Annotated in this window: 24 protein-coding genes; 16 read left to right on the top strand and 8 right to left on the bottom strand. The window is 54.3% G+C overall.

The window, feature by feature from the left end; all coding sequences use genetic code 11:
* The first annotated feature begins 168 nt into the window (after positions 1-168).
* From AC2FC2_RS02650 to AC2FC2_RS02680, 7 genes are all read left to right on the top strand, one after another.
* The gene (locus AC2FC2_RS02650; RefSeq protein WP_209632976.1) at positions 169-705 is read left to right on the top strand and encodes a Csu type fimbrial protein; all 537 of its coding nucleotides are present in this window, start codon (positions 169-171) and stop codon (positions 703-705) included.
* A gap of 2 nt (positions 706-707) precedes the next feature.
* Complete coding sequence (locus AC2FC2_RS02655; RefSeq protein WP_265556175.1) at positions 708-1211, top strand: Csu type fimbrial protein; 504 nt, start codon at positions 708-710, stop codon at positions 1209-1211.
* Positions 1211-1747, top strand: a complete 537-nt coding sequence (locus AC2FC2_RS02660) for a Csu type fimbrial protein (RefSeq protein ID WP_209632974.1) — start codon at positions 1211-1213, stop codon at positions 1745-1747. Before AC2FC2_RS02655 ends, AC2FC2_RS02660 begins: the two co-directional genes overlap by 1 nt.
* A gap of 20 nt (positions 1748-1767) precedes the next feature.
* Positions 1768-2532: a fimbrial biogenesis chaperone gene (locus AC2FC2_RS02665; protein WP_209632973.1), complete on the top strand. Its 765-nt coding sequence runs from the start codon at positions 1768-1770 to the stop codon at positions 2530-2532.
* Positions 2533-2614: 82 nt separating this feature from the next.
* Positions 2615-5026, top strand: coding sequence for a fimbria/pilus outer membrane usher protein (locus AC2FC2_RS02670; protein ID WP_490658827.1), 2412 nt, complete (start codon positions 2615-2617; stop codon positions 5024-5026).
* 20 nt (positions 5027-5046) lie between these two features.
* Positions 5047-5979 (top strand): Csu type fimbrial protein, encoded by a 933-nt coding sequence (locus AC2FC2_RS02675; protein WP_209632972.1) that lies wholly within the window; start codon positions 5047-5049, stop codon positions 5977-5979.
* Positions 5980-6116: 137 nt separating this feature from the next.
* Positions 6117-6356, top strand: coding sequence for a YebV family protein (locus tag AC2FC2_RS02680; protein ID WP_037422480.1), 240 nt, complete (start codon positions 6117-6119; stop codon positions 6354-6356).
* Positions 6357-6409: 53 nt separating this feature from the next.
* On the opposite strand, the gene AC2FC2_RS02685 is transcribed toward AC2FC2_RS02680, so the two are convergent.
* A complete protein-coding gene (locus tag AC2FC2_RS02685; RefSeq protein WP_490658677.1) occupies positions 6410-7012 on the bottom strand; it encodes a hypothetical protein in 603 nt (200 codons plus the stop codon).
* A 1-nt stretch (position 7013) separates the two neighbouring features.
* Positions 7014-7406 carry an ASCH domain-containing protein gene (locus tag AC2FC2_RS02690; protein WP_037422476.1) on the bottom strand — a complete coding sequence of 131 codons (393 nt, stop codon included), beginning with the start codon at positions 7404-7406 and terminating at the stop codon, positions 7014-7016.
* A gap of 329 nt (positions 7407-7735) precedes the next feature.
* Between AC2FC2_RS02690 and yniD the strand changes: the two genes are divergently transcribed.
* Both yniD and AC2FC2_RS02700 read left to right on the top strand, forming a co-directional pair.
* Positions 7736-7843, top strand: coding sequence for a small membrane protein YniD (gene yniD / locus AC2FC2_RS02695; RefSeq protein ID WP_012144841.1), 108 nt, complete (start codon positions 7736-7738; stop codon positions 7841-7843).
* Between the two features lie 18 nt (positions 7844-7861).
* On the top strand, positions 7862-7999 hold the full coding sequence (locus tag AC2FC2_RS02700; RefSeq protein WP_209632970.1) for a hypothetical protein: 138 nt from the start codon (positions 7862-7864) through the stop codon (positions 7997-7999).
* Positions 8000-8032: 33 nt separating this feature from the next.
* Here AC2FC2_RS02700 and AC2FC2_RS02705 read toward each other — a convergent pair whose 3' ends face one another.
* Positions 8033-8203, bottom strand: a complete 171-nt coding sequence (locus AC2FC2_RS02705) for a hypothetical protein (RefSeq protein ID WP_209634231.1) — start codon at positions 8201-8203, stop codon at positions 8033-8035.
* A 165-nt stretch (positions 8204-8368) separates the two neighbouring features.
* Here AC2FC2_RS02705 and AC2FC2_RS02710 point away from each other — a divergent pair, with 165 nt between their 5' ends.
* Positions 8369-8578 (top strand): hypothetical protein, encoded by a 210-nt coding sequence (locus AC2FC2_RS02710; protein ID WP_209632969.1) that lies wholly within the window; start codon positions 8369-8371, stop codon positions 8576-8578.
* 150 nt (positions 8579-8728) lie between these two features.
* On the opposite strand, the gene AC2FC2_RS02715 is transcribed toward AC2FC2_RS02710, so the two are convergent.
* Together AC2FC2_RS02715 and AC2FC2_RS02720 are read right to left on the bottom strand one after the other, a co-directional pair.
* The gene (locus AC2FC2_RS02715) at positions 8729-10156 is read right to left on the bottom strand and encodes a serralysin family metalloprotease (protein ID WP_490658678.1); all 1428 of its coding nucleotides are present in this window, start codon (positions 10154-10156) and stop codon (positions 8729-8731) included.
* Positions 10157-10462: 306 nt separating this feature from the next.
* Positions 10463-11806 carry a 2-hydroxycarboxylate transporter family protein gene (locus AC2FC2_RS02720; RefSeq protein ID WP_209632967.1) on the bottom strand — a complete coding sequence of 448 codons (1344 nt, stop codon included), beginning with the start codon at positions 11804-11806 and terminating at the stop codon, positions 10463-10465.
* A gap of 482 nt (positions 11807-12288) precedes the next feature.
* Here AC2FC2_RS02720 and pckA point away from each other — a divergent pair, with 482 nt between their 5' ends.
* A complete protein-coding gene (pckA, locus tag AC2FC2_RS02725; protein ID WP_209632966.1) occupies positions 12289-13908 on the top strand; it encodes a phosphoenolpyruvate carboxykinase (ATP) in 1620 nt (539 codons plus the stop codon).
* Between the two features lie 79 nt (positions 13909-13987).
* Here the strand turns inward: pckA and ertE are convergent, their stop codons facing one another.
* Positions 13988-15238, bottom strand: a complete 1251-nt coding sequence (gene ertE, locus AC2FC2_RS02730) for an N-carbamyl-l-glutamate amidohydrolase ErtE (RefSeq protein WP_265556180.1) — start codon at positions 15236-15238, stop codon at positions 13988-13990.
* Positions 15235-16617 carry a hydantoin-5-propionate amidohydrolase gene (gene ertD, locus AC2FC2_RS02735; RefSeq protein WP_490658679.1) on the bottom strand — a complete coding sequence of 461 codons (1383 nt, stop codon included), beginning with the start codon at positions 16615-16617 and terminating at the stop codon, positions 15235-15237. Before ertD ends, ertE begins: the two co-directional genes overlap by 4 nt.
* 173 nt (positions 16618-16790) lie before the next feature.
* Between ertD and AC2FC2_RS02740 the strand changes: the two genes are divergently transcribed.
* From AC2FC2_RS02740 to AC2FC2_RS02760, 5 genes are all read left to right on the top strand, one after another.
* Positions 16791-17687, top strand: coding sequence for a LysR family transcriptional regulator (locus AC2FC2_RS02740; protein ID WP_209632963.1), 897 nt, complete (start codon positions 16791-16793; stop codon positions 17685-17687).
* Between the two features lie 213 nt (positions 17688-17900).
* Positions 17901-18992 carry a thiohydantoin desulfurase gene (ertC, locus tag AC2FC2_RS02745; RefSeq protein WP_209632962.1) on the top strand — a complete coding sequence of 364 codons (1092 nt, stop codon included), beginning with the start codon at positions 17901-17903 and terminating at the stop codon, positions 18990-18992.
* Positions 18989-20647, top strand: coding sequence for a thiourocanate hydratase (gene ertB / locus AC2FC2_RS02750; RefSeq protein ID WP_209632961.1), 1659 nt, complete (start codon positions 18989-18991; stop codon positions 20645-20647). The genes ertC and ertB overlap by 4 nt, the downstream gene beginning before the upstream one ends.
* Positions 20644-21987 (top strand): MFS transporter, encoded by a 1344-nt coding sequence (locus AC2FC2_RS02755; RefSeq protein WP_209632960.1) that lies wholly within the window; start codon positions 20644-20646, stop codon positions 21985-21987. The genes ertB and AC2FC2_RS02755 overlap by 4 nt, the downstream gene beginning before the upstream one ends.
* A 52-nt stretch (positions 21988-22039) precedes the next feature.
* A complete protein-coding gene (locus AC2FC2_RS02760; RefSeq protein ID WP_490658680.1) occupies positions 22040-23686 on the top strand; it encodes an HAL/PAL/TAL family ammonia-lyase in 1647 nt (548 codons plus the stop codon).
* 21 nt (positions 23687-23707) lie between these two features.
* On the opposite strand, the gene AC2FC2_RS02765 is transcribed toward AC2FC2_RS02760, so the two are convergent.
* Positions 23708-24364, bottom strand: coding sequence for a TetR/AcrR family transcriptional regulator (locus AC2FC2_RS02765; protein ID WP_490658681.1), 657 nt, complete (start codon positions 24362-24364; stop codon positions 23708-23710).
* Positions 24365-24387: the final 23 nt, after the last annotated feature.

A 24387-nucleotide genomic window follows, 5' to 3' on the forward strand; every position in this document is an offset into this window, starting at 1 on the left:
TGCTGGAAGATAGCGACATCTTTCAAAAACAAAGAAAATTTTCGGCCTTTCCCCAAGACAATTTCGAGTTCTTATTCTATTAATTAAGCTGTAAATAAATTAATGCGTTCAACCCGTTTTCGGGTGGCGATTTTGTGGGGTTCTCCCTTACACAGCAAGGAAACTAATATGAAAAAGATTCTGATGGCATTGACCTCGGTAGCCACCCTGCTGTGCGCAAATGGCGCAGCTAACGCAGGCACAATTCAAGGTACGCTCGGCGTATCGTTAACCATAGGTAACGGCTGTGTCGTTACCGGTGGTACCTCAACCGGAACCGTCAACAACTTTGGTTCTATCAGTTTCGGCACCTACTCCTCATTGGCCAACATCATCACCGCCAGCTCAACCGGCACCGCTGGCGCGGGCAGTTCGATCGGGCTGAACTGCACCGACGGTACCGCGTATACCGTTGCGTTGGATAACGGGTTAAACGCCTCCAGTGGTCAACGTCGGATGGCCAGCAGTGTTCCTGCTTATATCAGCTATAACCTTTATCAAGATGCCGCTCATACGCTCACGTGGAACAACACCACTGGCGTTCTTGCCGGTACCGGTACAGGTGCGGTCGTCCCATTAACCGTCTATGGTCTGGTGCCATCTTCAGGTACCACCCCGGCTGCTGGAGCCTATGCCGATACGGTGACCATGACGGTAACCTGGTAAGCATGCTGCGTCTGGCCAGCGCCTGTCTGTTATTGCTGGTGGCTGTAAGCGGCCGTGCTGATGTCAAGACTGCCACTGTCTCGGTCAACGCCACACTGGTTAAATCCTGTGTGGCGGGTACCACCAGCGGCGGTAGCACCACTTTTGGTACGCTTAACTTTGGTACAGTGTATTTTCTCAATACCGCTGTGCCGGTTACCGGACAGCAAAATTCCGGGGCCTTACAGGTAAATTGCAACAATGGAACCAGCTACACCGTGTTGCTGAGCGGCGGGCAGAGTGGGAATACGGCGGCGCGGTATATGCAGAGCACTGCTGGCGCAAAAGTCAGTTATAACCTCTATACCAACGCCGCTCATACCCTGGTCTGGGACAACGTGACCGGCGTGTCGATGACAGCCACCGGACAAACGACCTGGCTACCGGTGTATGGCTTGGTTCCCGCACAAACAACCCCCGCTACCGGTAACTATTCCGATACGGTGCAGGTAACGATAAATTGGTAATGAAAAGCGCGAAGACCTGTTTGCTGTTAGCTGGCCTGATAAGCGCCTGCGGGGCTTCTGCCGATACCGTTAGCCAGGCCTTTACGGTGAATGCTTCCATTATCAAAGGCTGCGTATTGGGGAGCGGTGTCACTGATGTTACGACATTCGGCACCCTCAGCTTCGGACAGGTCTCCTCACTCAGCAGCAATATCAGCATCGTATCCAGCGCTGGCGCTGGCTCGGTACTGATTCGCTGCAATCCAAATGTGAGCGTCACATTGGCGCTTAATGTAGGCAGTAATGTGACCGGATCCATTTCCGGCGGCAGGAAATTACAAAACGCAACCACGTTGGAAACGCTGGTGTACCAACTGTACCAGGACAGTAACTACTCAACCCTTTGGGGAGATGGCACCAACGGTGGCAACGCACAAACCGTTTCCAGCACCGGCAGCACGCAAGAAATCAAAATTTATGCCCGTTTAATGTCGACCAGTATCCTGCCCACCAGTGGCACCTATAGTGATACGGTCTTATTAACAGTGACTTATTAAGCTTTAACAAGGATCACACTATGCGAACCGCCCTTAGACTGTCTTTGATGACAGCCCTCTTGCTCGCAAGCCAGCCACACGCTTTTGCCGCCGCGTCCATCCTTATCTGGCCGATTGATCCAGCCATTGAAGCCAATCAGCCGGCCACCGCACTGTGGCTGGAGAACCGCGACAGCAAAACCGTTTATATGCAAGTTCGCGTTCTCGGGTGGCAACAGGTTAACGGTAAAGATGACTACCACAACCAAAGTAACGTGGTCGCCAGCCCGCCGGTTGCCACTATCGCCCCCGGCAAACGTCAGCTGATCCGTTTAATTAGACAAACGCCGACCCCTGACGGTAAAGAGCAGGCATACCGTATTCTGGTCGATGAAGTGCCGATTAAGGATCAGGACGGTGCTGCCCCAGAAAAAGGGGCGCAAATGGGATTAAAATTCCAAATGCGTTATTCCGTCCCGCTGTTTGTCAGCGGCAAAGGGATCTGGACCAAGCAGGATTACGAGCATCCGCGTGACTACGCAACGGCCAGCCAACCGCAGCTCAGTTACCGGTTATCACAGCAAAACAGCCAACGCTGGCTTGACGTGCGTAATACCGGTGTAGTGCATGCCCGGCTTTCACAAGTCAGCATGCAGGGCAAGCCTCTTGCGGCTGGATTGCTGGGCTACGTCCTGCCGGGTTCGCAGGTACGCTTTGCCTTACCGCCGTCAGCCAGTTTTGCCGGCGGTAAGCTACAGGCGACGGTCAACGATAATAAACAGCCAATAACGATTCCGGCCTATTGAGCCTTCGGTGCTGGTGAATCGGATACGCCTCCCTATTGGCAACGGATTGAGACTAAAACCGTTAGCCCTTGCCGTACTCTGTATGGTGGTAGACCTGTGGCTAGCAGACGTGCGGGCGGACGATCTGCCACCGCCGCCCGGTGCGATCACCATGCCCGATACTACCCTCTACCTGGAGCCGGTGGTCAATGGCAGGCCAACCGGCAATGTGGTCCCCATTAGCTACCGCGGCGGTCACTACTACCTCACCCCGCAACAGCTTATCGACGCCGGCCTGCCCGTGGCAGATAAACAGGCGAAAGAAATTGCCGTCGATCAGCTCAATAAAGTGGATGTCACCTACAGTGGCGAAACCCAACAGCTGATGATTAACGTGCCCAATGACTGGCTGCCGAATCAAAACATTAGCGCCACCGATCCGGAACAGCGTCTGAAAGCACAAAGCAGCCTTGGTTTTCTCTTTAATTATGATGCCTATGCCAGCCAGAGCGGCAGTGGTAATCCCGGGTATTTCTCGCTCTGGAGCGAACAGCGCTTATTCGACGGATTTGGTGTGATCGCCAATACCGGTATTTACCGTGGCAGTTTCAACAACGACAGCACAAGCGAACAAAACAGTCGCTACGTCCGTTACGACAGCTCATGGCGCTACAGTGACGAAGACAGCATGCTGAGTTACACCGCAGGCGATGTCACCACCGGCTCGTTACCCTGGACAACAGCAGTCAGAATTGGGGGGCTGCAACTGGCGCGTGACTTCGCCACACGTCCGGACGTAATAACCTACCCATTACCGCAGTTTTCTGGGCAAGCAGCGGTGCCCACCAGCGTCGATCTGTATATCAACAGCTATAAAAATACATCGACGAATGTGAACCCCGGGCCTTTCACGCTCAATACCGTTCCCTATATTAATGGTGCCGGTCAGGCAACGGTAGTGACTACCGATGCACTCGGTCGCCAGGTGAGTACGACCGTGCCCTTTTACGTCGCCAGTAATTTGCTCCAGGCCGGTATGAGTGATTTCAGCCTATCGACCGGTGCCCTGCGGCAAAACTACGGCATCAGTTCGGGTGATTACGGGCAATGGGTTGCTAGCGGCAGTGGGCGTTACGGCGTCACCGATTGGTTAACCCTAGAAGGCCGTGCCGAAGGTGCCGCACAACTGGCCGTCGCTGGCACCGGCGCAGACATTCGAATTGGGCAATGGGGGGTAGTAAACGCCTCTTACAGTCATAGCCAGGCGGGCAGTGACGCATTCAACGGCACGCCGCTGCCCGTGCAGATTTACTATGATCCCATCACCGGTCAACCGTTCACACCGGCCGAACCTACCGACGTTTATCAGTACACCAGTACGCGTGGGGATCAAACCAGTCTGGGGTACACCTACAGCAACTCACTGTTCAGCCTTAACGCCCAGCGGGTTCTGCGCAGTGAAGGCTACGGCGATCTTTCTGCTTATAAGAGCAGCTACCGTCTGAGCCGCCGTACCGATCAGCTCACCGGCAGCATTGGTCTCGAACGCTTTGGTAGCATTGGTGTCGGCTATTTTGACGTGCGCGATGCCATCGGCACGCGCACGCGCTTGGTCAACTTATCTTACAGCCTGACTCTGTGGCGTAATATGAGTCTGTATGCCTCGGTAAACCGTGAGATAGGCAGCAGCGGCTACAGCTCGCAACTCCAGCTCAGTATCCCATTCGACAGTTGGGGCACCGCCAGCGTGAGCACCACACGTGACACCAATAATCGCTGGAGTGAACGCGTGGGTTACAGTCGGTCCGCACCTACGGATGGCGGATTGGGATGGAACCTGGCTTATGCCGACAGCCAGGGCAGTGGCAATGATTATCGACAGGCCGACCTCACCTGGCGTACGTCACTGCTTGAAACCCGCGCGGGCCTGTATGGCAACAGCAATAACTACACGCGTTGGGGCGAAGTCAGCGGTTCTCTGGTCGCCATGAACAGCAGTTTCTATGCCACCAATACCATTAATGACGCCTTTGCACTGATTTCAACGGATGGCTACGCCGGTATCCCGGTGAGCTACGAAAACCAACGGATTGGTATAACCAATAACAATGGCTATCTATTAGTGCCTACCGTCACTTCGTATTACCATGCCAAATTCCAAATCGACCCCTTAAATCTGCCTGCGGACGTTACCCTCCCAACGGTAGAGAAAACCGTCGCCGTACGAGACCACAGTGGTTTCCTGGTTAATTTCCCGGTCAAACGTGTTTCAGCTGCCGACGTTGAGCTGGTCGATGCGCAAGGGAAACATCTGGCCAATGGCAGCCAGGTTGCCGTTATCGGCAGCAATCAGCAAAGCTATGTCGGCTGGGACGGCATGAGTTATATCGACCCGGTAGAACAACACAACCGCTTAAGCGTCATTCCGGCTGACGGCGGTGCGCCATGCCAGGCAGAATTCACCCTGGATAAACCGCAAGGTATGCAACGCATCGGCCCCGTCGTCTGCCGATAACCCATTACGGAGAAAAAGATATGTCTCGGCCACTCATAATAATCCTGGCGGCGTTGTTGCTGATGACCTGTCAAAGAGGGCTGGCAGCCTGTAGCACCACCAGCGGTACGGTAACGCTCCCCACCAGCAGCTCCTTTGCCGTGTACAACGGTCAGATCAATGCTCAGGGTACCGCAGGACTTAACTGCACCGGCCTTGGCCTGTCGCTGTTGTCACAAAATACCGTAACGGTGAAAATCGCCTCAACCACAAACACCATGGCACTACTTAATAACAACGGTTCCGGCGATAAAATTTCCTACCTGATTTACCCCGATGCGAATTACCAATATCCCTACAGCATCGGACAAACCATCGATTACAGTTCACTGAATCTACTGTCGCTGATCCTGATCTCCTCTAACGTTAACTTCCCGGTTTATATCAAGACCACTGCAGGAGCGAACGTCAGTGCCGGCACCTATACCGATACCATTAACCTGATATGGAACTACCATATCTGCGGCCTGGGGGTGCTAGGACTGTGCGTCTGGTGGGATGGCACCGATCAACCCAGTACCGTCACCGTGACGGCAATCATCACCAAGAGTTGCCTGATCAATACCGCCAACAGCGTCAATTTTGGCAGTATGGCCCTGGTGGGCCAATTTAATCCCATTAACCAAAGCATCACCCTTACCTGCACCAAGAGCCAGGGCTACACCACCTACTTCACCAATGGCAACAACCCGGTTACCGGCTGGCGGCAGATGATTAATGGCACCACTAATTTTCTGCAGTACCAAATTTATCTGCCCAATACCTCTACCGTATGGAGCAGCACCAATGCGCAAAGCGGCGCCGGAACAGGCCTGGCGCAGAGCATCCCTTTCAAGGCAGCCATTAACCCGGCACAAACCGAAGCGCCGGTCGGTACCTATCAGGACAACGTCAGTTTTGTGGTGACATATTAACGCCATGCGGTAGCCACCGAACACGAATGTTGCCAGCTTGTATTTTTTATGTGGCATTTTTTGCTCATTTGTCTATGCTGATACTGATGACCCAAACTGGTCACACCTCATACCAGCAGATCAGGCAAGGAGTTCCAATGGGCAAAACCGTGGTGAAAATAGGCAGTTTTGAGGTCGACGATGCACATTTGTCTTCTTCGTCAGAGCAAGCCAGTACGCTGGCAATCCCTTGCAAGTCGGATCCCGACCTGTGTATGCAGCTAGACGGTTGGGATGAACACACCAGCATCCCGGCAATGTTGAATGGCAAGCAATCGCTGCTGTATAAACAACATTACGATCGACAGACCGATGCCTGGGTGATGCGATTAGAATGAACGGCAGTAAACGGAAGAACGCGCAGTGTCCGCTAAGAACACGGCGCGTTTTTTTATGCGATAGCGATACCGCGGCCGGCAAAAAAACGGCCAAAGTGGCTCATCGGTAACCGAACCTGTTTGCGGGTCGCCAGGCTGTCACCGGAAGGATTGTGGAAGGTCACGCAGTCAGCCTCGACCGCCGTCACCAAAACCAGATGCCCCCCTCGTTGAGGAGGTACCTGCTCAGGCTGGCGAATGCCAGGGTGCACCGAGGCCATAAAATAACGGTGTCGCGCTAATAACGGCAGCAACTCCCCAGGTTCAAGCCCAACCCGAACCTCTGCCGCCAGCGCAAACTGCTCACGCACATAGTCGACAAAGGGCGCGTAGATCAGCCCCTTAATACGCTCCCCCTCACGTACGTAAGCGCCGTACGGCAAACTGCGGCGTGCCAGCTCCATTAGCGATGGCGCATCACCATCACGGTGGCTCAACACCATTTTCAGACAGGCCATACCGCAGACGTGGTTAGCCCATTCGACGTATTCCGCACGGTCATGCGCACCACTGAGCGCCCAGTTGGCGTCGTCAGCCAACGTCACTCGGCCCGCAATCAAGTCGGCCGCAAGTTCGGGTGTCGCCCACTGGCAGACGTAGGGAACTGGACGTGTCAAATCAGAACGTCTCTGCCACTTTGAAATTCATCAGCACCAGCGTCATATCAGGTGAGAACAGTTCATACTCTTCAAAGAAACTCTGCAGCTCTTTACGCCAGTAGGCCAGTGAACGGTCACCTTCGCCTTCAGCATAAGCATGCGCTTCATCAACCTGATCGTAGGTTTTCATTTCTACTGATGTCAGTTCTACCGCGCAAATCGGGTTACCCTTGCCATCAACCACCACAAACACATCGCCGGCCAGCGGGATACCTTCACCGTCAAGATTGGCGCAGGTTGCCGTCTTGGTCCCGTTGAGGATCAGCTTTACGATGTCATCGGCCTGCTGCTCAGTATTGCCAAACGCCCAACGTTCGGTGTTTTCATATTTTTTCGGAATTTCGCTCGCCATTGCCATACCTTATTGAATGAATCATTGTGCAGACAGAATAGTACAACGTATTCCCCGCTGCCTGCACCTGCCTAATTCACCCCGCTGTCACTCATTCCCACATTTTTTACAAGCCGTTTACGGTAAATGCCTGTGCCTGTGCCAGGACAACAGGCATACTGTGGGCGAGATCCACTCCATGGCGACGGTCAGGCGGTAAAATGAAAGATGCAGATAAAGACTCAGATGACACCTTTAGTGACTTACTCAAAGTCCTGGCGGTGGTGGTGATCGTTATCTTTGTTATCGGCGGCTGGTATTTCAGTTGATTACACCAACAGGAGGTCACATTGGCAACCAAACGCATGCGCACCAAACACTGGAAGATGTTTTTGATTTTGTTGCTGATCTGTCTCGCCCTACTGTTATTGCGCTGGGCGGCAATCGTCTTTGGCTAACGGCAAGGAGCAAGCCCGATGGCAAAAAATAATGGCAAAGGCATCCAAATCGCCTTACTGCTGCTGGCGCTGGTTATTTTGATCTGCGGTGTATTGATGATTACCACCGAATTAGGTCACCAGATGCTCGAAGAGATCGAAGATATTCTCGAATAACGCCAGTCCGGCCGGACACTGGCGAACACCGCACTAGGGGTGATCCCGTTTTGCGGGTTGTTGGGCTTCCGGCTCCAGCAGCTCGCGCAGATAGGCTATTCGTGCCTCCCCTTGTGGTAACCACAGACGACTCAACCAATGCTGCACTTCTGCCCGCTGACTCCGGCGATGGTAGCCAGCCAATTGATCGATCAGTTTCATCATTCATCCTCCAGATATTCAACACTGTCAGTATTGGATAAAAAAACCAGAAGAAATACTGATGGTTTGTTTTTTATACTTCCGGTTTTGGAATTGTGCGATCGGGGTGGTGGCGAACCCCAGGCTCACCTGCTACATTGACCAAAAATCACCCAGCCGAGGTAAACGATGATGTTCTCGGAGCAGGAGATAAAACCCGTGTGGGATGAAGTAGCACGTTTGATCGGCGACAGCGTGATGCAGTTGCGCCATCGCGGTGAGGTTTTAACGGTAGAAACGCTGGCGAAACACCTGACACAACAACTGGACGACTGCAACGATATCGAACGCCGTATCCTGATCGGCGCGGCGATCAACATGCTGAAAGATGGAAAATGAATCGCCAACCGGAATGGTTGGCGATTCGGCAGAAGCCCGAGGTATGCAAGCCCGGCCTTCTGGGCATTACTATGTCAGGCTAACATGACGGATTTAATAGGAATTGTCGGGTTTTTCCTCAAAACACCGAATTATTGTTGCCATCAGGCCTCACGCCAGCACGAAATCACTGATTTCCAAGGGTTGCCCCACCACTTTCACCAGAAAATCACTGCCGTCAAACCCGCCGCCCATATTGATTGCCACATCACTGACATGAGCCTGTTGGTCATAGGTCAACATAGCCTCCCCGGCCTTGCCGCTAAATTGGCTGACAAATTCAAGGCTATTGCTGCCGGTATTAAACAGCGACAGATCAATCTTGTCTTCACCACGAACAAAATCGTGGATCCAGTCCGGTGCAGACGCACGCGATTCCGACGCACCAAAATAAACAAAGGTGTCTTTACCTGCGCCACCGTACAGGTGGTCAGCGCCCTCGCCACCAAACAGTACGTCGTTGCCCGCTCCGCCTTGCAGTAGGTTATTCGCGGCATTACCAATCAAGACGTCATTTCCCGCACCGCCAATCGCATTCTCGATCGTAACACCGGCAGCGATTGAAACGTTCCCCTTCAACCCTCCCACATCGGAGAACGATTTCTCGTTAAGATTAATGCGCTGATTCTGGCTAAAACCGGAGAAATCAAAAGTGTCATTGCCGCCGGCATCCCACGCGGTAAACACGATTTTGTCCTGGGCATGGGTGGCCGTGAGGAAATCACGATCGGTATTGGAATTAAAGCCATAAACCGTATCACCGCTACGGGTCGTCATATTGGCGCCATAAAAATGCTGAATCGCCGTGATGTCATTTAACAATGGAGCAGAGGAGTATGCCCCCTTAAAGTCCTGCCCGGTGCTGCTTTCACTGAAATAACTCATGACGCTGTGGGCGCGGCTGTCTTCAAAGTAGGTGGCATCTTTGCTGTAAGTGATGCTGACGCCAGGCGCAGCGTTGTAATCGCCTGGATGTTGCAGCCCCAGAGCATGACCAATCTCATGGGTAAATGTCTGGCGTCCATATTCATTTTCATGAATCAGATTATTGACGAACACGTTGCTTTTGGCGTTATACCAGGTTTGCCCCGCCACCGATGGAGAAGAGTCCGGGTTATAAGCGAAAGCATATGAACCACGCGAGCTGACATCAAAAAGACCAAATTTGATATTCGCGCTTTGGGTATTGCTGGTTTCTGTAAAGGTGATATTGGCAACGTCTGACCAAGATTGCAGCGAAAGTTTCGCCTGTTCACGCTGCTGTGCATTAAAGCTGCTGAACCCGCTGATCGCCATGCTCGACATATTGCCCGGTGCCTGTTCCCAGAAGCTATAGCTCAGGTTAACCGCCGTTTCTGTTACCCCTTTGTCGTGCCAACTGCGATCGCCACGAATCAATTCCAGCCCGGCATTATCAAAACTTTTTGAGGGATGGATCACATTAAGCTGTGAATCGCTTTCAGGTTTATACGCGCCCTGAAAGGCCAATACCGTTATAGCTTCAGCAGAAGCGCTAGCCTGTTGCTTATTTGATGACATGCCAAAATCTCCATATTCGTCATTTCAGTGAGCTGAGGGCGTCACTGACGGATAGCCTTAATGGCCGGGGTCCGGTGCTGAGTCAATACGGGGATTTCGGTAATGCGGCTGGCACCCTCCATGAGCACTCTTAATGAGAACGATAATCCCTTAACAAAAAGCATAGACACTTTTAATTAAAATACCGCCTCACCTCATTAAAATAATGACGCCCTTTCCCATTACGCTTTGGTGCTTATTATTAGCCCGCGACACAAATAAAAAAACCGGGGCAATCCACCCCGGTATCCATAATGTCATTTGGACTCAGATTAACCAACCCAATAGCAGCGTCGCACCAATGACGGTAGAAGCGCCGCCAATACGCGTGGCAATTTGCGCGAAAGGCATCAATCCCATGCGGTTGGATGCGGAGAGGATCGCTACGTCGCCGGTCCCCCCTAATCCACTGTGGCAACAGGTAACAATCGCCGCCTCAACCGGGTACATTTTTAAATAAGGCGCAATAAGGAAACTCACCAACCCCATAGACAACACCACTGAACCGCAGACCACCACATAACCTACTGAAAAGACGGCTACCACGCTTTCTAACGGCACATACAACATACCCAAGCCAATCATCAGCGGCCACACCAGCGCGGTGGAAACAAATTTATAAAAGCTGTGTGCTCCCGTTTCCATTGAGGTGGGTATCACTCGGCAGTATTTGCACAGTACCGCAAACAAGATCATCAGCACCGGGCCAGGGATATGCACAATGTGTTCGAACAGACCACCGACGATAAAGAAGGCGCAAATCACCAACAGCCCGCCCCCCATCAATTGGAAATCAACGTTACCGCTGGTTTCTTTAATGGCAAACACGGCGTTTTCTTGCGCCGAGCGGATTAGCATGCCATCGCCGCTCAATGCCTTGCGCTTCATACCCAGACGGGCCAACACACCTGCCGCTACGATGGCGAAGATATTGCCCAATACCGCTGCGGGTGCCAGTTGCGCCACATACACGTCTGGTGTTGATCCCAGAATGGCAGAATACGCCAGTGACAGGGGCAAAATGCCTTCACCAATGCCGCCACCGATGATCGGCACAATGATAAAGAAGAAGGTGTGATAGAAAGTGAAGCCAAACAACTTACCCACCAACAGCCCCGTCACCACGGCCGTCACCGTGCCGACGACCAAAGGCACGAACATGCGGATCATGCCCTGAATCAGGATCACCCGGTTCATGCCAAGAATACTGCCGACCACCAAACTGGCGATCACAAAGTACAGCAGATTGGCGTCTTTCATCAGCAGATGAACGGTAGCCATTACGTTCGGCTGGAAGAAATTAAAGTAAACCAATACTGAAGGCACCATCAGGCACAGAATCGCCGGGCCACCAATATCGCGCAGCACGGGAATACTTTTCCCTAACTGTGCCAGCGCAAAACCCAGTGTCATGATCACCGCCAGACCACCGATCATATTCTTTGGCAAGAAGTTGGCGTAGGCCGAAACGGCAACAATGGCACAAATAGTGATAAACAGTGCAACCGGTACTGCACCGATATCCATCTGCCGGATTTGATTAATTAATCTTGACGGATCAGGCTGCGGTGTTTCTTTCTCACACGCAATTTCTGCATTTATCTGTTTCATTATTCACCCTGCTGACAAGTGTTCAGTATGGAGCGGATCGTCTAACGATACGTGGAGTAATTTAAAGCGTTAAAACAAGCCATTATCTGGATAAATTAGATTTCTTATAATAAATAAAATAGTGGACAGCACTGACAATATGATAAAAAATAAAAATACAAAACTAAATTACGCCTTATTAATCCAATATTGTGAACCTTCGCCGATGTTGGTTTTAATTAATTATCGTCAGCGTTTTGTAATTAAAATAATCAGTCGTAAATTCACTGCTATGCTATAGGTGGAAGTAAAAATCCGCGCGTTTATTAATGAGAACCGGAGCGGCAATTAGCTGAATCCGGTCAGCTGTACCCGAGCCTGTCTCTGTACGCGGCACCGTGCAGAAAACAGGCACATAATATATGCCCTGCGGCTTACTGAATGCGGGTAGTTTTGCTGCGGCCCGAAAGTCAGCGGGCATAGAACTAATAAGGAAGTAGGATATGTCTTCAATCGCTATTACCCCACAAACGCTGGCCCGTTACGGCATCCATCAGGCTACCGAAATCGTCCATAACCCAAGCTACGAGCAACTCTTCACTGAGGAAACCCGTGCCGACCTGCCGGCACTGGAGCGCGGAACGCTAACCACATTGGGTGCGGTTAACGTCGATACCGGCGAGTTCACTGGCCGCTCACCGAAAGACAAATACATTGTGCGTGACGACACCACGCGCGATACCGTCTGGTGGTCCGACAACGGCACCGGCAAAAATGACAACCAGCCGCTGTCGCCCGAGGTCTGGCAACATCTGAAAACATTGGTGGGCAACCAACTGTCCGGCAAGCGCCTGTTTGTTGTGGATGCGTTCTGCGGTGCCAATGCCGATACCCGCCTGAAGGTCCGCTTCATCACCGAAGTGGCCTGGCAGGCACACTTCGTCAAAAACATGTTTATCCGCCCGACCGACGAAGAACTGCAACGTTTCGAACCGGACTTCGTGGTGATGAACGGGGCCAAATGCACCAACCCGGACTGGCAACAACAGGGGCTGCATTCAGAGAATTTCGTTGCCTTTAACCTGACTGAACGTATGCAGCTGATCGGCGGAACCTGGTACGGCGGCGAAATGAAAAAAGGGTTGTTCTCGATCATGAACTACCTGCTGCCGCTGCAGGGCATCGCTTCAATGCACTGTTCTGCGAACGTTGGCGAACAAGGTGATGTGGCAGTGTTCTTTGGCCTGTCCGGCACCGGCAAAACCACCCTTTCCACCGATCCCAAACGTCAGTTAATCGGCGATGACGAACACGGCTGGGATGATGACGGCGTGTTTAACTTTGAAGGCGGCTGCTACGCCAAGACCATTAAGCTGTCTCAGCAGGCAGAGCCTGAAATCTACCAGGCGATCCGCCGCAACGCGCTGCTAGAAAACGTGCAGGTATTGGCCGATGGCAGCATTGATTTTGATGACGCCAGCAAAACCGAAAACACCCGTGTTTCTTACCCGATCGACCACATCGAAAACATCGTCAAACCGGTGTCTAAAGCGGGCCATGCGAAGAAAATCATCTTCCTGACTGCGGACGCTTTCGGGGTGCTGCCACCGGTATCTCGCCTGACGCCGGAACAAACCCAATATCACTTCCTGTCCGGTTTCACGGCCAAGCTGGCGGGGACTGAACGTGGGATCACTACCCCAACCCCAACCTTCTCTGCCTGTTTCGGCGCAGCCTTCCTGACGCTGCACCCGACGCAATATGCCGAAGTGCTGGTTAAACGTATGGAAGCCGCCGGCGCCCAGGCCTATTTGGTTAATACCGGTTGGAACGGCAGCGGCAAGCGTATTTCCATTAAGGACACACGCGGCATCATCGACGCTATCTTGAACGGTGAGATTGAACACGCCGACACCTTTACCCTGCCGATCTTTGGCCTGGCAGTGCCGACAGCGTTGCCGGGCGTTGACCCTTCGATCCTCGATCCGCGCAAAACTTACGCTGACGAATCGCTCTGGCAGGAAAAAGCGCAGGATCTGGCGCAGCGTTTTATCGACAACTTCGCTAAATATACCCTGACCCCTGCAGGGGAAAAATTGGTGAATGCGGGACCTAAACTGTAAGGCAACGGGGCGCAGCACGTTGAGCTCAGTCCCATAAGCAAAGAGATATTCACGATTCAGGGGCCGATTGGCCCCTTTTTTACGCCAGTTGCTTATCCAAATTAATCAATGCCTGTGCCAACACCCTGGCGCCATCCGCCAACTGTTGCTCGGTAATCGATTCCTCAGGGCAATGACTGCGCCCGTTCAGGCAAGGAATAAACACCATTCCCACCGGCCCGGTCGGTGCCATGTAAACGGCGTCATGTCCAGCGCCGCTAGGCAAACGACGACTGGCCAACCCAAGTGATTGCGCAGCATTATCAATCGCCTGCATCACCGATTCCGCGCAGGCGGTAGGGCGCGCACGGCTAACGTGCTGCAATTCCGCCTGCAAACCCAACGCCTGTAACCGCGAAAGGCACTGCTCCAGCAGGAGCTCAGGAAAGCAGTCCAATACTTGCTGACTGTCGCTTCGGACTTCAAGCATTAACTCCACCCGCCCCGGTACGGCGTTGGGTACATTCGGCGTCATAGCGATACGGCCCACGGTCGCTACCACATAATGCGGGTTGCCGCTTTGTCGTGATGCCGCGGCATGGGCCTGCTCTATCACATGTGCCGCACCGACCAGTGCATCGCGACGAATATCCATAGGCGTGGTGCCCGAGTGATCCGGTTGCCCAACCACAGTCACCAATACACGGCGAATGCCGACAATATGCGTTACAACCCCTATCGGCAGCCGTTGGTGCTCCAACACTGGGCCCTGTTCTATATGCAATTCAAGGTAAGCTGCTGTTCCCCCGGGCAGGCGCAGCGGCTGGGTCAGCTTTTCAGGCTGAGCACCGATACGAGCCATTGCCTCCGCCAGTGTTTCACCCTGTGCGTTCTTCGCCGCCAGCATGCCACTGTCCAACTCACCGCTGAGCGCCCGGCTGCCAACGCAAGAAATGCCATAATCACTCGGCTCTTCGGACAGAAAATCGATCACCTCAAACGGATGCTGCAAAGCAATTGTCTGTTGGTGCAGGCTATGGGCTATTTCTATCCCCGCCAATACGCCGATAATGCCGTCATAGCGCCCGCCGCCCACCACGGTATCGCAATGTGACCCCGTGACGAGTGGTGCCAAATCATTGCGTAGCCCTGCACGACGTCCGATCAGATTGCCCGCCTCATCCAACGTCACTGTCAGTCCGGCCAGCTGCATTTGCTCAGCAAGCCAGATACGCGCCTCACTGAACAACGGTGTAAAGGCACGCCGTGTCCAGGGGACGTCCGGCAGCGTCATCTGTGCCAGATGATTGACCCTTGCCCATAAGCGTCCGCTATCGATTAACGCTGTCATTGGTTTTCTCCTCTGGCAATGTGTGGACGCAGGAACTGGCCTGTCCCCGGAGTGTTAACAATATGCCCATCGACGAAAACCGCCTCACCACGGCAATAGGTTGCTTCTACCCGCACGCTAAACTCCATGCCCTCAAAAGCGCTCCATTTGACGGCTGACAGACTGTTAGCCGGGTCGAATCGATAATGTTCCGGCCGCAGAATGACAAAGTCAGCGTCCATGCCGGGGTTAAACGCCCCTTTGCGATCGTCGAGAAGGAAATGACGCGCAGGGTTGCGGCACAACAGTTGTGCCACGGTCGTCGGTGCGATGCCGTGTTGCTCACATCCCGTCCACAGTGCGGGCAGCAAGGTTTCCAATCCGGGACCACCGGACGCATTTTTGAACACGTTGGCATCCCCTTTCCGCTCCAGCCCCCAACTGACGTGGTCGGACGAAACGAAAGTACAATCGCCCTGTGCAATATGGCTCCACAGTCGTTCCGTTTCCGCTTTTGGGCGGATCGGTGGGTAATGTTTGGTTTTGGCACCAAATTGGCGCGTATGCTGTTCGTGATTGAGCATCAGGTACTGAACGCACGTTTCAATACTGACGGGATACCCGGCCTGTCGATACATCCGGTACAGCTCGAAACCACGTGAGGTAGAAACATGCACTGCATGGGCGCGAGCACCGCTTTCTGCCCCCATTTCATAAATCAGCGCCGTCGCCAGATTTTCGATCAAGGGCGTATGGGCACGCATAAAAGCATCCCAGCCGGTATCCCCCCTGTCGATCATCCGTTGAATATTCTTACGCGTCAGCTCCTGCATTTGGTTGTGTACCGCACAGGCCAGCCCCGTGGGCGCAATCAGCTCAAAGGCGTGCATCAGGTCATCCTCATCCACTCGAGGGAAGCGTCCCGGTGTGGCCTCAAAGGTAGAGAATTTAAAGGCGCACACGCCACCTTCAATCAGACCCGCGGCGGCGTCAAAACCGTAGGTTGCATTAAGGGTACCAAACAAGGCCACGTCAACATGGCAGTCACGCTCGACCTCGGCAATCTTGGCGTCCAGCAGTGCGCGGCAAGCCACAGGTTCGGGGTCGTCATAGGGCATATCAACCATCACCGTGATTCCCCCCGCCGCCGCCGCGCGCGATGCCCACCCCAGCCCTTCCTGATTCGCCTGGCTACCAGAATGCACCTGACCGTCAATCACGCCGGGCAGGATCCACTTGCCGCTGGCCTCAATGACTTTGCATGCCTCGGGGGCTTGTCCACTGCCGCTCCCAATGATTTTACCGCCAGCGATCGCTAGCCAGCCGTCAGGTGTCACCCGTTCGGCATCCACCAGATTGCCCTTTACCACCAGCTCGGGTCGTTGACTCAGATTCATCATGCCTCTCTCCTTATTACCCCCTACCGATAACTGCATAAAAATGCAGTTATCTCAGGTTATCAATCGACCAGTTGTGCCGATACCAAGGGCAGTGTAGGGTGAGGCTATCTATTCTGTCTTATGCTTGTTTATCACTCATGCATAACAAAATGTTAACTACCCGTGGAGGACGTGTGCGTTTAAACCTCAAACAAATCGAAGTGTTTCGCGCCATTATGCTGACCGGTTCGATCAGCGGTGCCGCAAAACTGCTGCACGTTTCTCAACCGGCAGTTTCACGACTCATCGCCTATACCGAGCAACGGTTAGGCCTGACGTTATTTGAGCGTATCAAGGGGCGGCTGTACCCCACGCCAGAAGCTCGCCACCTGTTTGTCGAAGTCAACTCTGTGTATCAAGGAGTACAGCGGGTCAACGAAGTGGCGGAGGATTTGATCCAAAACCGCATGGGACACCTGCGCATTGCCTGTAGCCCAAGTTTAGGCCAAGGCCTTATCCCCAGTGCTATCGCCAAGTTTCACGCACAACTGCCTGAAGCACGGGTAATTCTGCACACCATGATCCCGGATGTGCTCTTGCAAGCGGTGCTGACACAACAGGTCGAATTGGGCGTCGCCTTTCTGCATGAGGGCCATCCCAACGTGCATTCGCGTCAATTGTACGAGAACCGATTAGTGGTGGCGCTGCCCGCTTCTCATCCACTGACGGCTAAAAATGTGATTGGCATCGAAGAGTTAATCGACCAACCCTTCATTGGCTACGGTGCCGACATCCCTATCGGCCAGCTGGTACGCAAACTGTTGAACGATGCCGACATTATTCTGAGACCCACCGTTGAGGTGCAGCAGATCCATGTCGCCTGTGCATTGGTGCAAGCCGGGGTAGGTATCGCATTGATCGACGAAATTACCGCCAACGGACCGGTGTGGACCAAGGTGGTTTTCCGGCCGATAGAACCCACTGCAAATACCCCTATCAGTATCGTGCATGGCATGTACGAACCGTTGTCGCGCTTGGCACAAGCGTTTATCCATACCCTGGAGTCAGTACAGATCCACTGGTCGCGCTAGGCCATTTTTTCGCCCTTTCCCTTGCCGCTGTCCCTCATGACGGCGGCGCATTATTTTTTCCAGGCCACGGGTTAACATTTTGTTATACGCAGGTGATAAAAAGTAATGCGACATTTTAGTTAACCGCCCCCTAGTATCGAATTCCGGTAGCGCAACTATTCACAGATTATTCATTCAAGCGCAATCTCACCGATACTTTCAGGAGCACAGACCATGGGGCGTGTTTTAACACTTGATGATGTAGAAGCCGCAGTAAAAGGCGGTTCGGTATTTGCCTGCGGCGGTGGCGGCTGGGTGGCCCACGGCCTGGAACTGGGGCGGTTGGCCGTGACCATTGGGCGGCCAGAGTTAGTGACTCTTGATGAGTTGGCCGATGACGCCTGGATCGCCACCGCTGCGGCAATTGGCGCCCCCGGCGGTCTGACCGATTGGCAGATGCTGGGTGTCGACTACGTCAAGGCGGTCCAACTGGTACAACAGGAACTGGGCGCCCCTATCGCGGGATTGATGGTTGGCCAAAATGGTATGTCCAGTACCCTCAACGGCTGGTTGCCTGCGGCAATCCTCGGCTGCAAGGTCGTTGATGCCGTTGGCGACCTGCGCGCCCATCCCACCGGTGATATGGGTTCTATTGGCCTGGCCTCCAGCCCGCAACCCATGATCCAGGCCGCCGTCGGTGGTAACCGTAACCATAATGCCTATATCGAGTTGGTCGTGAAAGGTGCCACCGCCAAGGTATCGCCAGTGCTGCGCAAAGCGGCCGACATGTCCGGCGGGTTCATCGCCAGTTGCCGCAACCCGATACCGGCCGCCTATGTACGCCAACACGCGGCACTGGGGGGAATCAGTCAGGCGATCTCATTAGGTGAAAGCATTCTGGCGGCACAGGGCCGTGACGTTGTCGACGCGATTTGCCGCCACACCGGCGGTCAAATCATCGGCAGCGGCGTCGTTGCCGACAACAGTTTGCGCTATACCGAAGAGGCGTTTGACGTCGGTATTGTGACGATTGGTCAGGGGAATGGGCTGCGCCGCATCCACGTCATGAATGAGCATATGGCAGTAGAAGATGCCCATGGTGAGCGAATTGCCAGTTATCCGGACGTCATCACCACACTGGATATGGCCGGTAACCCGATCAGCGCAGGGCAACTGAAAGCCGGGATGGACGTCGTGATTTTCCATATGCATCACTCGCAGTTCCCGCTCTCGTCTTCGGTTACCGATCCTGCGGTCTATCCCCCGGTGGAGAAAACGCTGGGTATTGATCTACGCAGTTACCTGCCGACAGGAGATGCCGCATGAAAAGAACCTTTGGGGTCACCTCCGGCACCCAATTACGCTGCCTCGGCTGGCGACAAGAGGCCCTGCTGCGCCTGATGGAGAATGTGTTGGCGGTAGGCGAAAACCCGGATGAACTGGTGGTGTATGCCGCTCTGGGCCGGGCCGCACGTGATTGGCCATCACACGATGCCATTGTTCACGCACTGAAAACCATGCGTGAAGATCAGACCTTGCTGGTGCAGTCCGGCAAACCCATCGGCGTGTTGCAAACCCACGCCAATGCACCGTTAGTGATCATGGCCAATTGCAATATGGTCGGCCAATGGGCGAAAGCGGAAAACTTCTACCGCTGGGAAAAAGAGAATCTGATCTGCTGGGGAGGACTGACCGCCGGTGACTGGCAATATATCGGTTCGCAGGGCGTGATCCAGGGCACCTATGAAATCTTCTCGCGCATTGCCGAACGGCATTTTGACAACGATCTACGCGGGCGTTTTATTCTTACCGCCGGATTGGGTGGCATGGGCGGTGCCCAACCACTGGCAGGCACCCTGGCCAATGCCGCGATTCTGACCATCGAAGTCAATCAAGCCAGCATCGACAAGCGGCTGAAAAATGGTTTTCTTCAGCATCAAGCGGCAGATCTCAACCAGGCACTGGCGATGATCGCTGCCGCCCAACAGCGCAAAGAGGCCCTTTCTGTTGCCCTGCTAGGCAACGCCGCCGAGATCTACCCGGCTATTTTGGCCCGTGGTGTCATCCCTGATATCGTCACCGACCAAACAGCAGCGCATGACCTGGTTTACGGCTATGTCCCTGCGGGCTATAGCCTCGCTCAGGTGGCGACACAGCGCGAAACAGACATCAATGCCCTGATGGATGCCAGCCGCCGTTCAATCGTTCAGCACGTACAGGCCATGATCGGTTTTATGGATCGCGGTGCGGTGGTGTTCGACAACGGCAATCTCATACGCACTCACGCCCATCAGGGCGGCGTTGAGCGTGCATTCGAGATCCCTATTTTCACCGAGGCCTTCCTTCGCCCGCTGTTTTGCCGCGCTATCGGCCCGTTCCGCTGGATAGCCCTGTCCAATAACAGCGACGACATTCGCGTGATTGATGACTATCTGCTGCAGCGTTTTGCCGACAATCGCATCGTCAGTAATTGGATCACCCTGGCACGTAAGCATGTTCCGTTCGAGGGATTACCGGCGCGCATCGCTTGGCTTGGTCACGGTGAACGTACCGAGCTGGCGCTAGAGGTGAACCGTATGGTGGCAGACGGGCGCCTGTCCGGTCCGATCGCCTTCACACGCGATCATCTCGATGCCGGTGCGATGGCACATCCTAATATCATGACTGAAAAGATGAAGGATGGCTCCGATGCGATCGCCGACTGGCCGCTGCTCAATGCCTTGGTCAACTGTGCCTCTATGGCGGATCTGGTGGCCATTCACTCCGGTGGCGGCGGTTACAGCGGTTATATGACCAGCTCTGGCATCACCACCGTTGCTGACGGCAGCATTGCGGCGGCACAGCGCCTGCAACTGTCGATGACTAACGACACCAGCACGGGCGTGATGCGCTACGCCGACGCCGGCTATCAAGAGTCACTGGACGAGATTGCTGAAAAATCCCTGCCGTATATCTCACTGCCTCGTGGAGAACAACGATGAATAAAAGCACGGCTCCCTCAATATCGCCTCTGTTGGCCACTGACGCCAGTGTCACGCCGCGTAAAAAAAGCAGTGGGCGCAAAGCGATTGCCGCCGCTTCTGTCGGTAATGCGCTGGAGTGGTATGACTTCTCGGTATACGCTTTTTTTGCGGTGTATATCGCGCAGAACTTCTTTCACCCGAACGATCCCGGCACCCAATTGTTTGAAGCCTTTCTGGCCTTCGGCCTCGGGTTCGTCATTCGCCCCCTCGGTGCATTGGTGATCGGCGCTTACGGCGACCGGGTCGGCCGTAAGGCCGCTCTGACGCTGACGATAATGACCATGGCCGTCGGTACCGCAATCATTGCCTTTGCTCCCCCCTATAGCGCCATCGGTATAGGGGCACCACTGCTGATCCTGTGTGGCCGAGTGCTGCAGGGGTTTTCCGCGGGCGGTGAAGTTGGCGGTGCCGCAGCATTCTTGATCGAACATGCCCCCAAGGATCAAAAAGGCCAGTACGCTTCATGGCTGCAGGCCAGCATGGGGATATCCAATATCCTTGGCGCACTAGTGGCGACAGCCGTCACGCTGACACTTAGCCACGAGCAAGTGGGTGACTGGGGCTGGCGCATTCCCTTCATTATCGGCCTGTCAATCGCCCCGATCGGCCTGTGGATGCGTAAAACGCTCGAAGAAACGCCCCTGTTCGCCGAGGAACAGGCGCGACGGCTGCAAGAGAAACGTGCACCAGAGATGCCGTTGCGCTTGTTATTCCGTACCCATCGCCATGCCGTCCTGCTGGGTACCGGGCTGTCAATCCTATGGGCCGTGAGTGTCTATGCGCTGATTATTTATATGCCGATTTACGTCCAGCGCGTACTGCACTTCGAAAGCCACCAGGCGTTTCTGGCAGCGCTGATCGGCAACTGCTTTATGGTGGTGTGTTGTGTCGCTGCCGGTGCCTGGTCAGACCGGATCGGGACACTGAAGATCTTGCAGGCCGGGGCTGCGCTACTGCTGGTCGCCAGCTACCCATTGTTGTTGCTGCTGGATGCCTACCACACCACGGCGATGCTGATACTGGTGCAGACACTGTTTTGCGTGCTGGTGTCATTGTTCGTCGGCGTGGCACCCGCAGCCTTATCAGATCTCTTTCCTACTGAAGTCCGTGCCAGCGGCATGTCCGTCTCTTACAACCTGGCTGTCACCGTGTTCGGTGGTTTTGCCCCGGCAATCCTCACTTGGTTAACCCAAAATACCGGTACCCGTTTTGCCCCGGCCTGGTACGTGATGATCGCCAGTTTATTGGCGTTGATCACCCTGTATTTGATCGCCCGTCGCCCACAGCGGCAGTTCTAAACCAGATCGCGATTACAACATCATAAAAATCAATAATAAGGGTCTATTTATCATGCCAGGAAAATTGACGTTATCGCTGTTGATCCTGCTCACGCTCGGTTACAGCCAGATCGGGGCAGCCACCGTAACCCTCGACGGCCACTCTCTTACCCCGCAGATTGTCGCCAACGTCGCCGATGGCGAAGCAGTGGCAGTGGCTCCGGCAGCAATGGAGCGCGTGACAATGTCACATAAGGTATTAATACAAGCTGCGCAGAACGGGTTGAAAATCTATGGGTTGACGGTCGGCGTAGGCCTGAACAAAGACCGCCCGATGGTCGATGTACACGGCAAGCTAACGCAAGAAGTCGTAGAGGCATCGAAGAAATTTAACGTCGGCCTGTTGCATGCCCACTCTGGCGGCATCGGTAACCCCATGAGCATTCGAGTCGCGCGGGCGACCATGGTAACCCGCCTCAACGCCTTGTTGAGCGGTGGCGGTGGCGTTCAGCCAGCGATTGTCGACGCCTATGTCGCCTTCCTGAATAAAGGTATCACACCGGTCATCCCCGCAGAGGGTTCCGTGGGTGAAGGCGACATTACGGTAATTAGCCACGTCGGACTGGCGATGCTCGGCGAAGGCGACGTCTATTACCAGGGTAAAAAGGTGGCGGCCAAAACGGCATTGCATAGCAGCCAAACGCCGCCCATTGCTCCTTATGCCAAAGACGCGTTATCGATCCTCAGCTCTAATGCTTACTCTGCCGCCAGCGGCGCATTAGCCCTGGATTCATTGTCTCACCTGATACAGGTTAATACCTTGACCTACGCGCTCAGTCTGCAAGCGCTAAATGGCAACGTATCCCCTTTCCTTGCCAATACCCTGGCATTGCGCCCTTATCCCGAAGTGGCAGCCACGGGGAAAAACCTGCGTGAGCTGCTGGCCGGCTCCAGCCTGTGGCAACACGACGACAGCCGCCCCTTGCAAGACCCACTTAGCTTCCGCTCCGGCGTCTATCTTTTGGGAGAACTTCAACGCAGCTATCAGCAAGCTTACGATCAGTTACTGGTGCAGTTGAACAGTTCTGATGACAATCCGGGTGTCGCACTGAACGTGACAGCACCGTCACAGCGACCGCAAGAGGCCGTCGGGTACGTCAGTGAAGGCGACCTGCAGGGTGCCGTGCTCCCCAGCGCCAACTTTGAGCCCCTTCCGTGGGTGTTGGCCTTCGAACAATTGGGGTTAGCCTTGGCGCACAACTCGCTGGCCAGCGCACAACAGGTGGTCAAACTGAACAACCCTGCATTTACTGGCCTGACGCGTTTTCTCGGCACGGATCATACGGTACATGCCTTTGGTGCGATGGAAAAACCGGTCATGATGCTGGCAATGCGCAACAAAGAGCTGGCAATGCCAGTGTCGCTTGATTACTTCCCGGTCGCCGGCGATATCGAAGACATCGCCACCAATGCCCCGTCGGTGGTTGAGCGCGTTCAGCAGCAAGTGGATAACAGTTATCAATTGCTGGGCATTCTGCTGGTTCATGACGCACAGGCCGTGGATTTACGCCAGCAACGCCAGAATGGTTTTGTGCTCTCTGCACCTACTGCAGCACTCTACGCTGCTGTACGCAAACAGGTCCCCTTTATCGAGACAGATCGCCCGCTAGCCCCAGATTTTGCAGCCGCCGAGCAAGTATTACGTCACTACGGCAAGTAAGCCAGCAGACCTCCCCCACGCTCAGGGCGCCGGCAACGGCGCGCTGAGCAATCCAGGCAATAACACCGCCACCGCAGCCGCGATGCGATCATCGATTTCACTGCCCGGTGGCAACAGCCCCAGTGCCATTTGGCGCAACGGTTCCGCTATCACCATCGCCAGCAGCAGATCGCTGATCTGGGTGAATTCCAGCTCACGTAGCCATCCGCGCCGCTGTTGGCGTTGCAGCCAATCAGCCACAATAGCCCGACCGCGTTCAATACCGTTGCGCTGGTAGATGACCAACAGCGCTTCCCGGCCTGGAAACTCGCCTTGTAACAGACGAAACATCCCCAGGGCCTGTGCGCTCAATACCTGCCGTGCTATCGCCCGTAAGCCTTGTTCCAACAACATCGGCAGTTCTGCCACCTGTTGTGGATCTTGTTCGAACACCGGCTGAAAAGCGTCCGGCCAACTTGCTACCGCCTGCATCACCAGTGCCTCTCGGTTTTCAGCAAAGCGGTACAGGGTCTTTTTGGCCATGCCTGCCTGTTTTGCCACCGCGTCCACTGTCGTCGCGGCATAGCCCTGCGTCAGCAGGAGTTGCAGGGTCGCCTCCACCACGGCGGCCCGCAGCTCGCTTTCCGGGACCGCTGGCCTTCCGCGTGAACGCGATTGAGCGTCTGTTTCATTTGCCATGATTAATCCTCTACAGCGTTGAC

This window comes from Serratia sp. CoH_122_TC_1 (genome assembly GCF_058191755.1).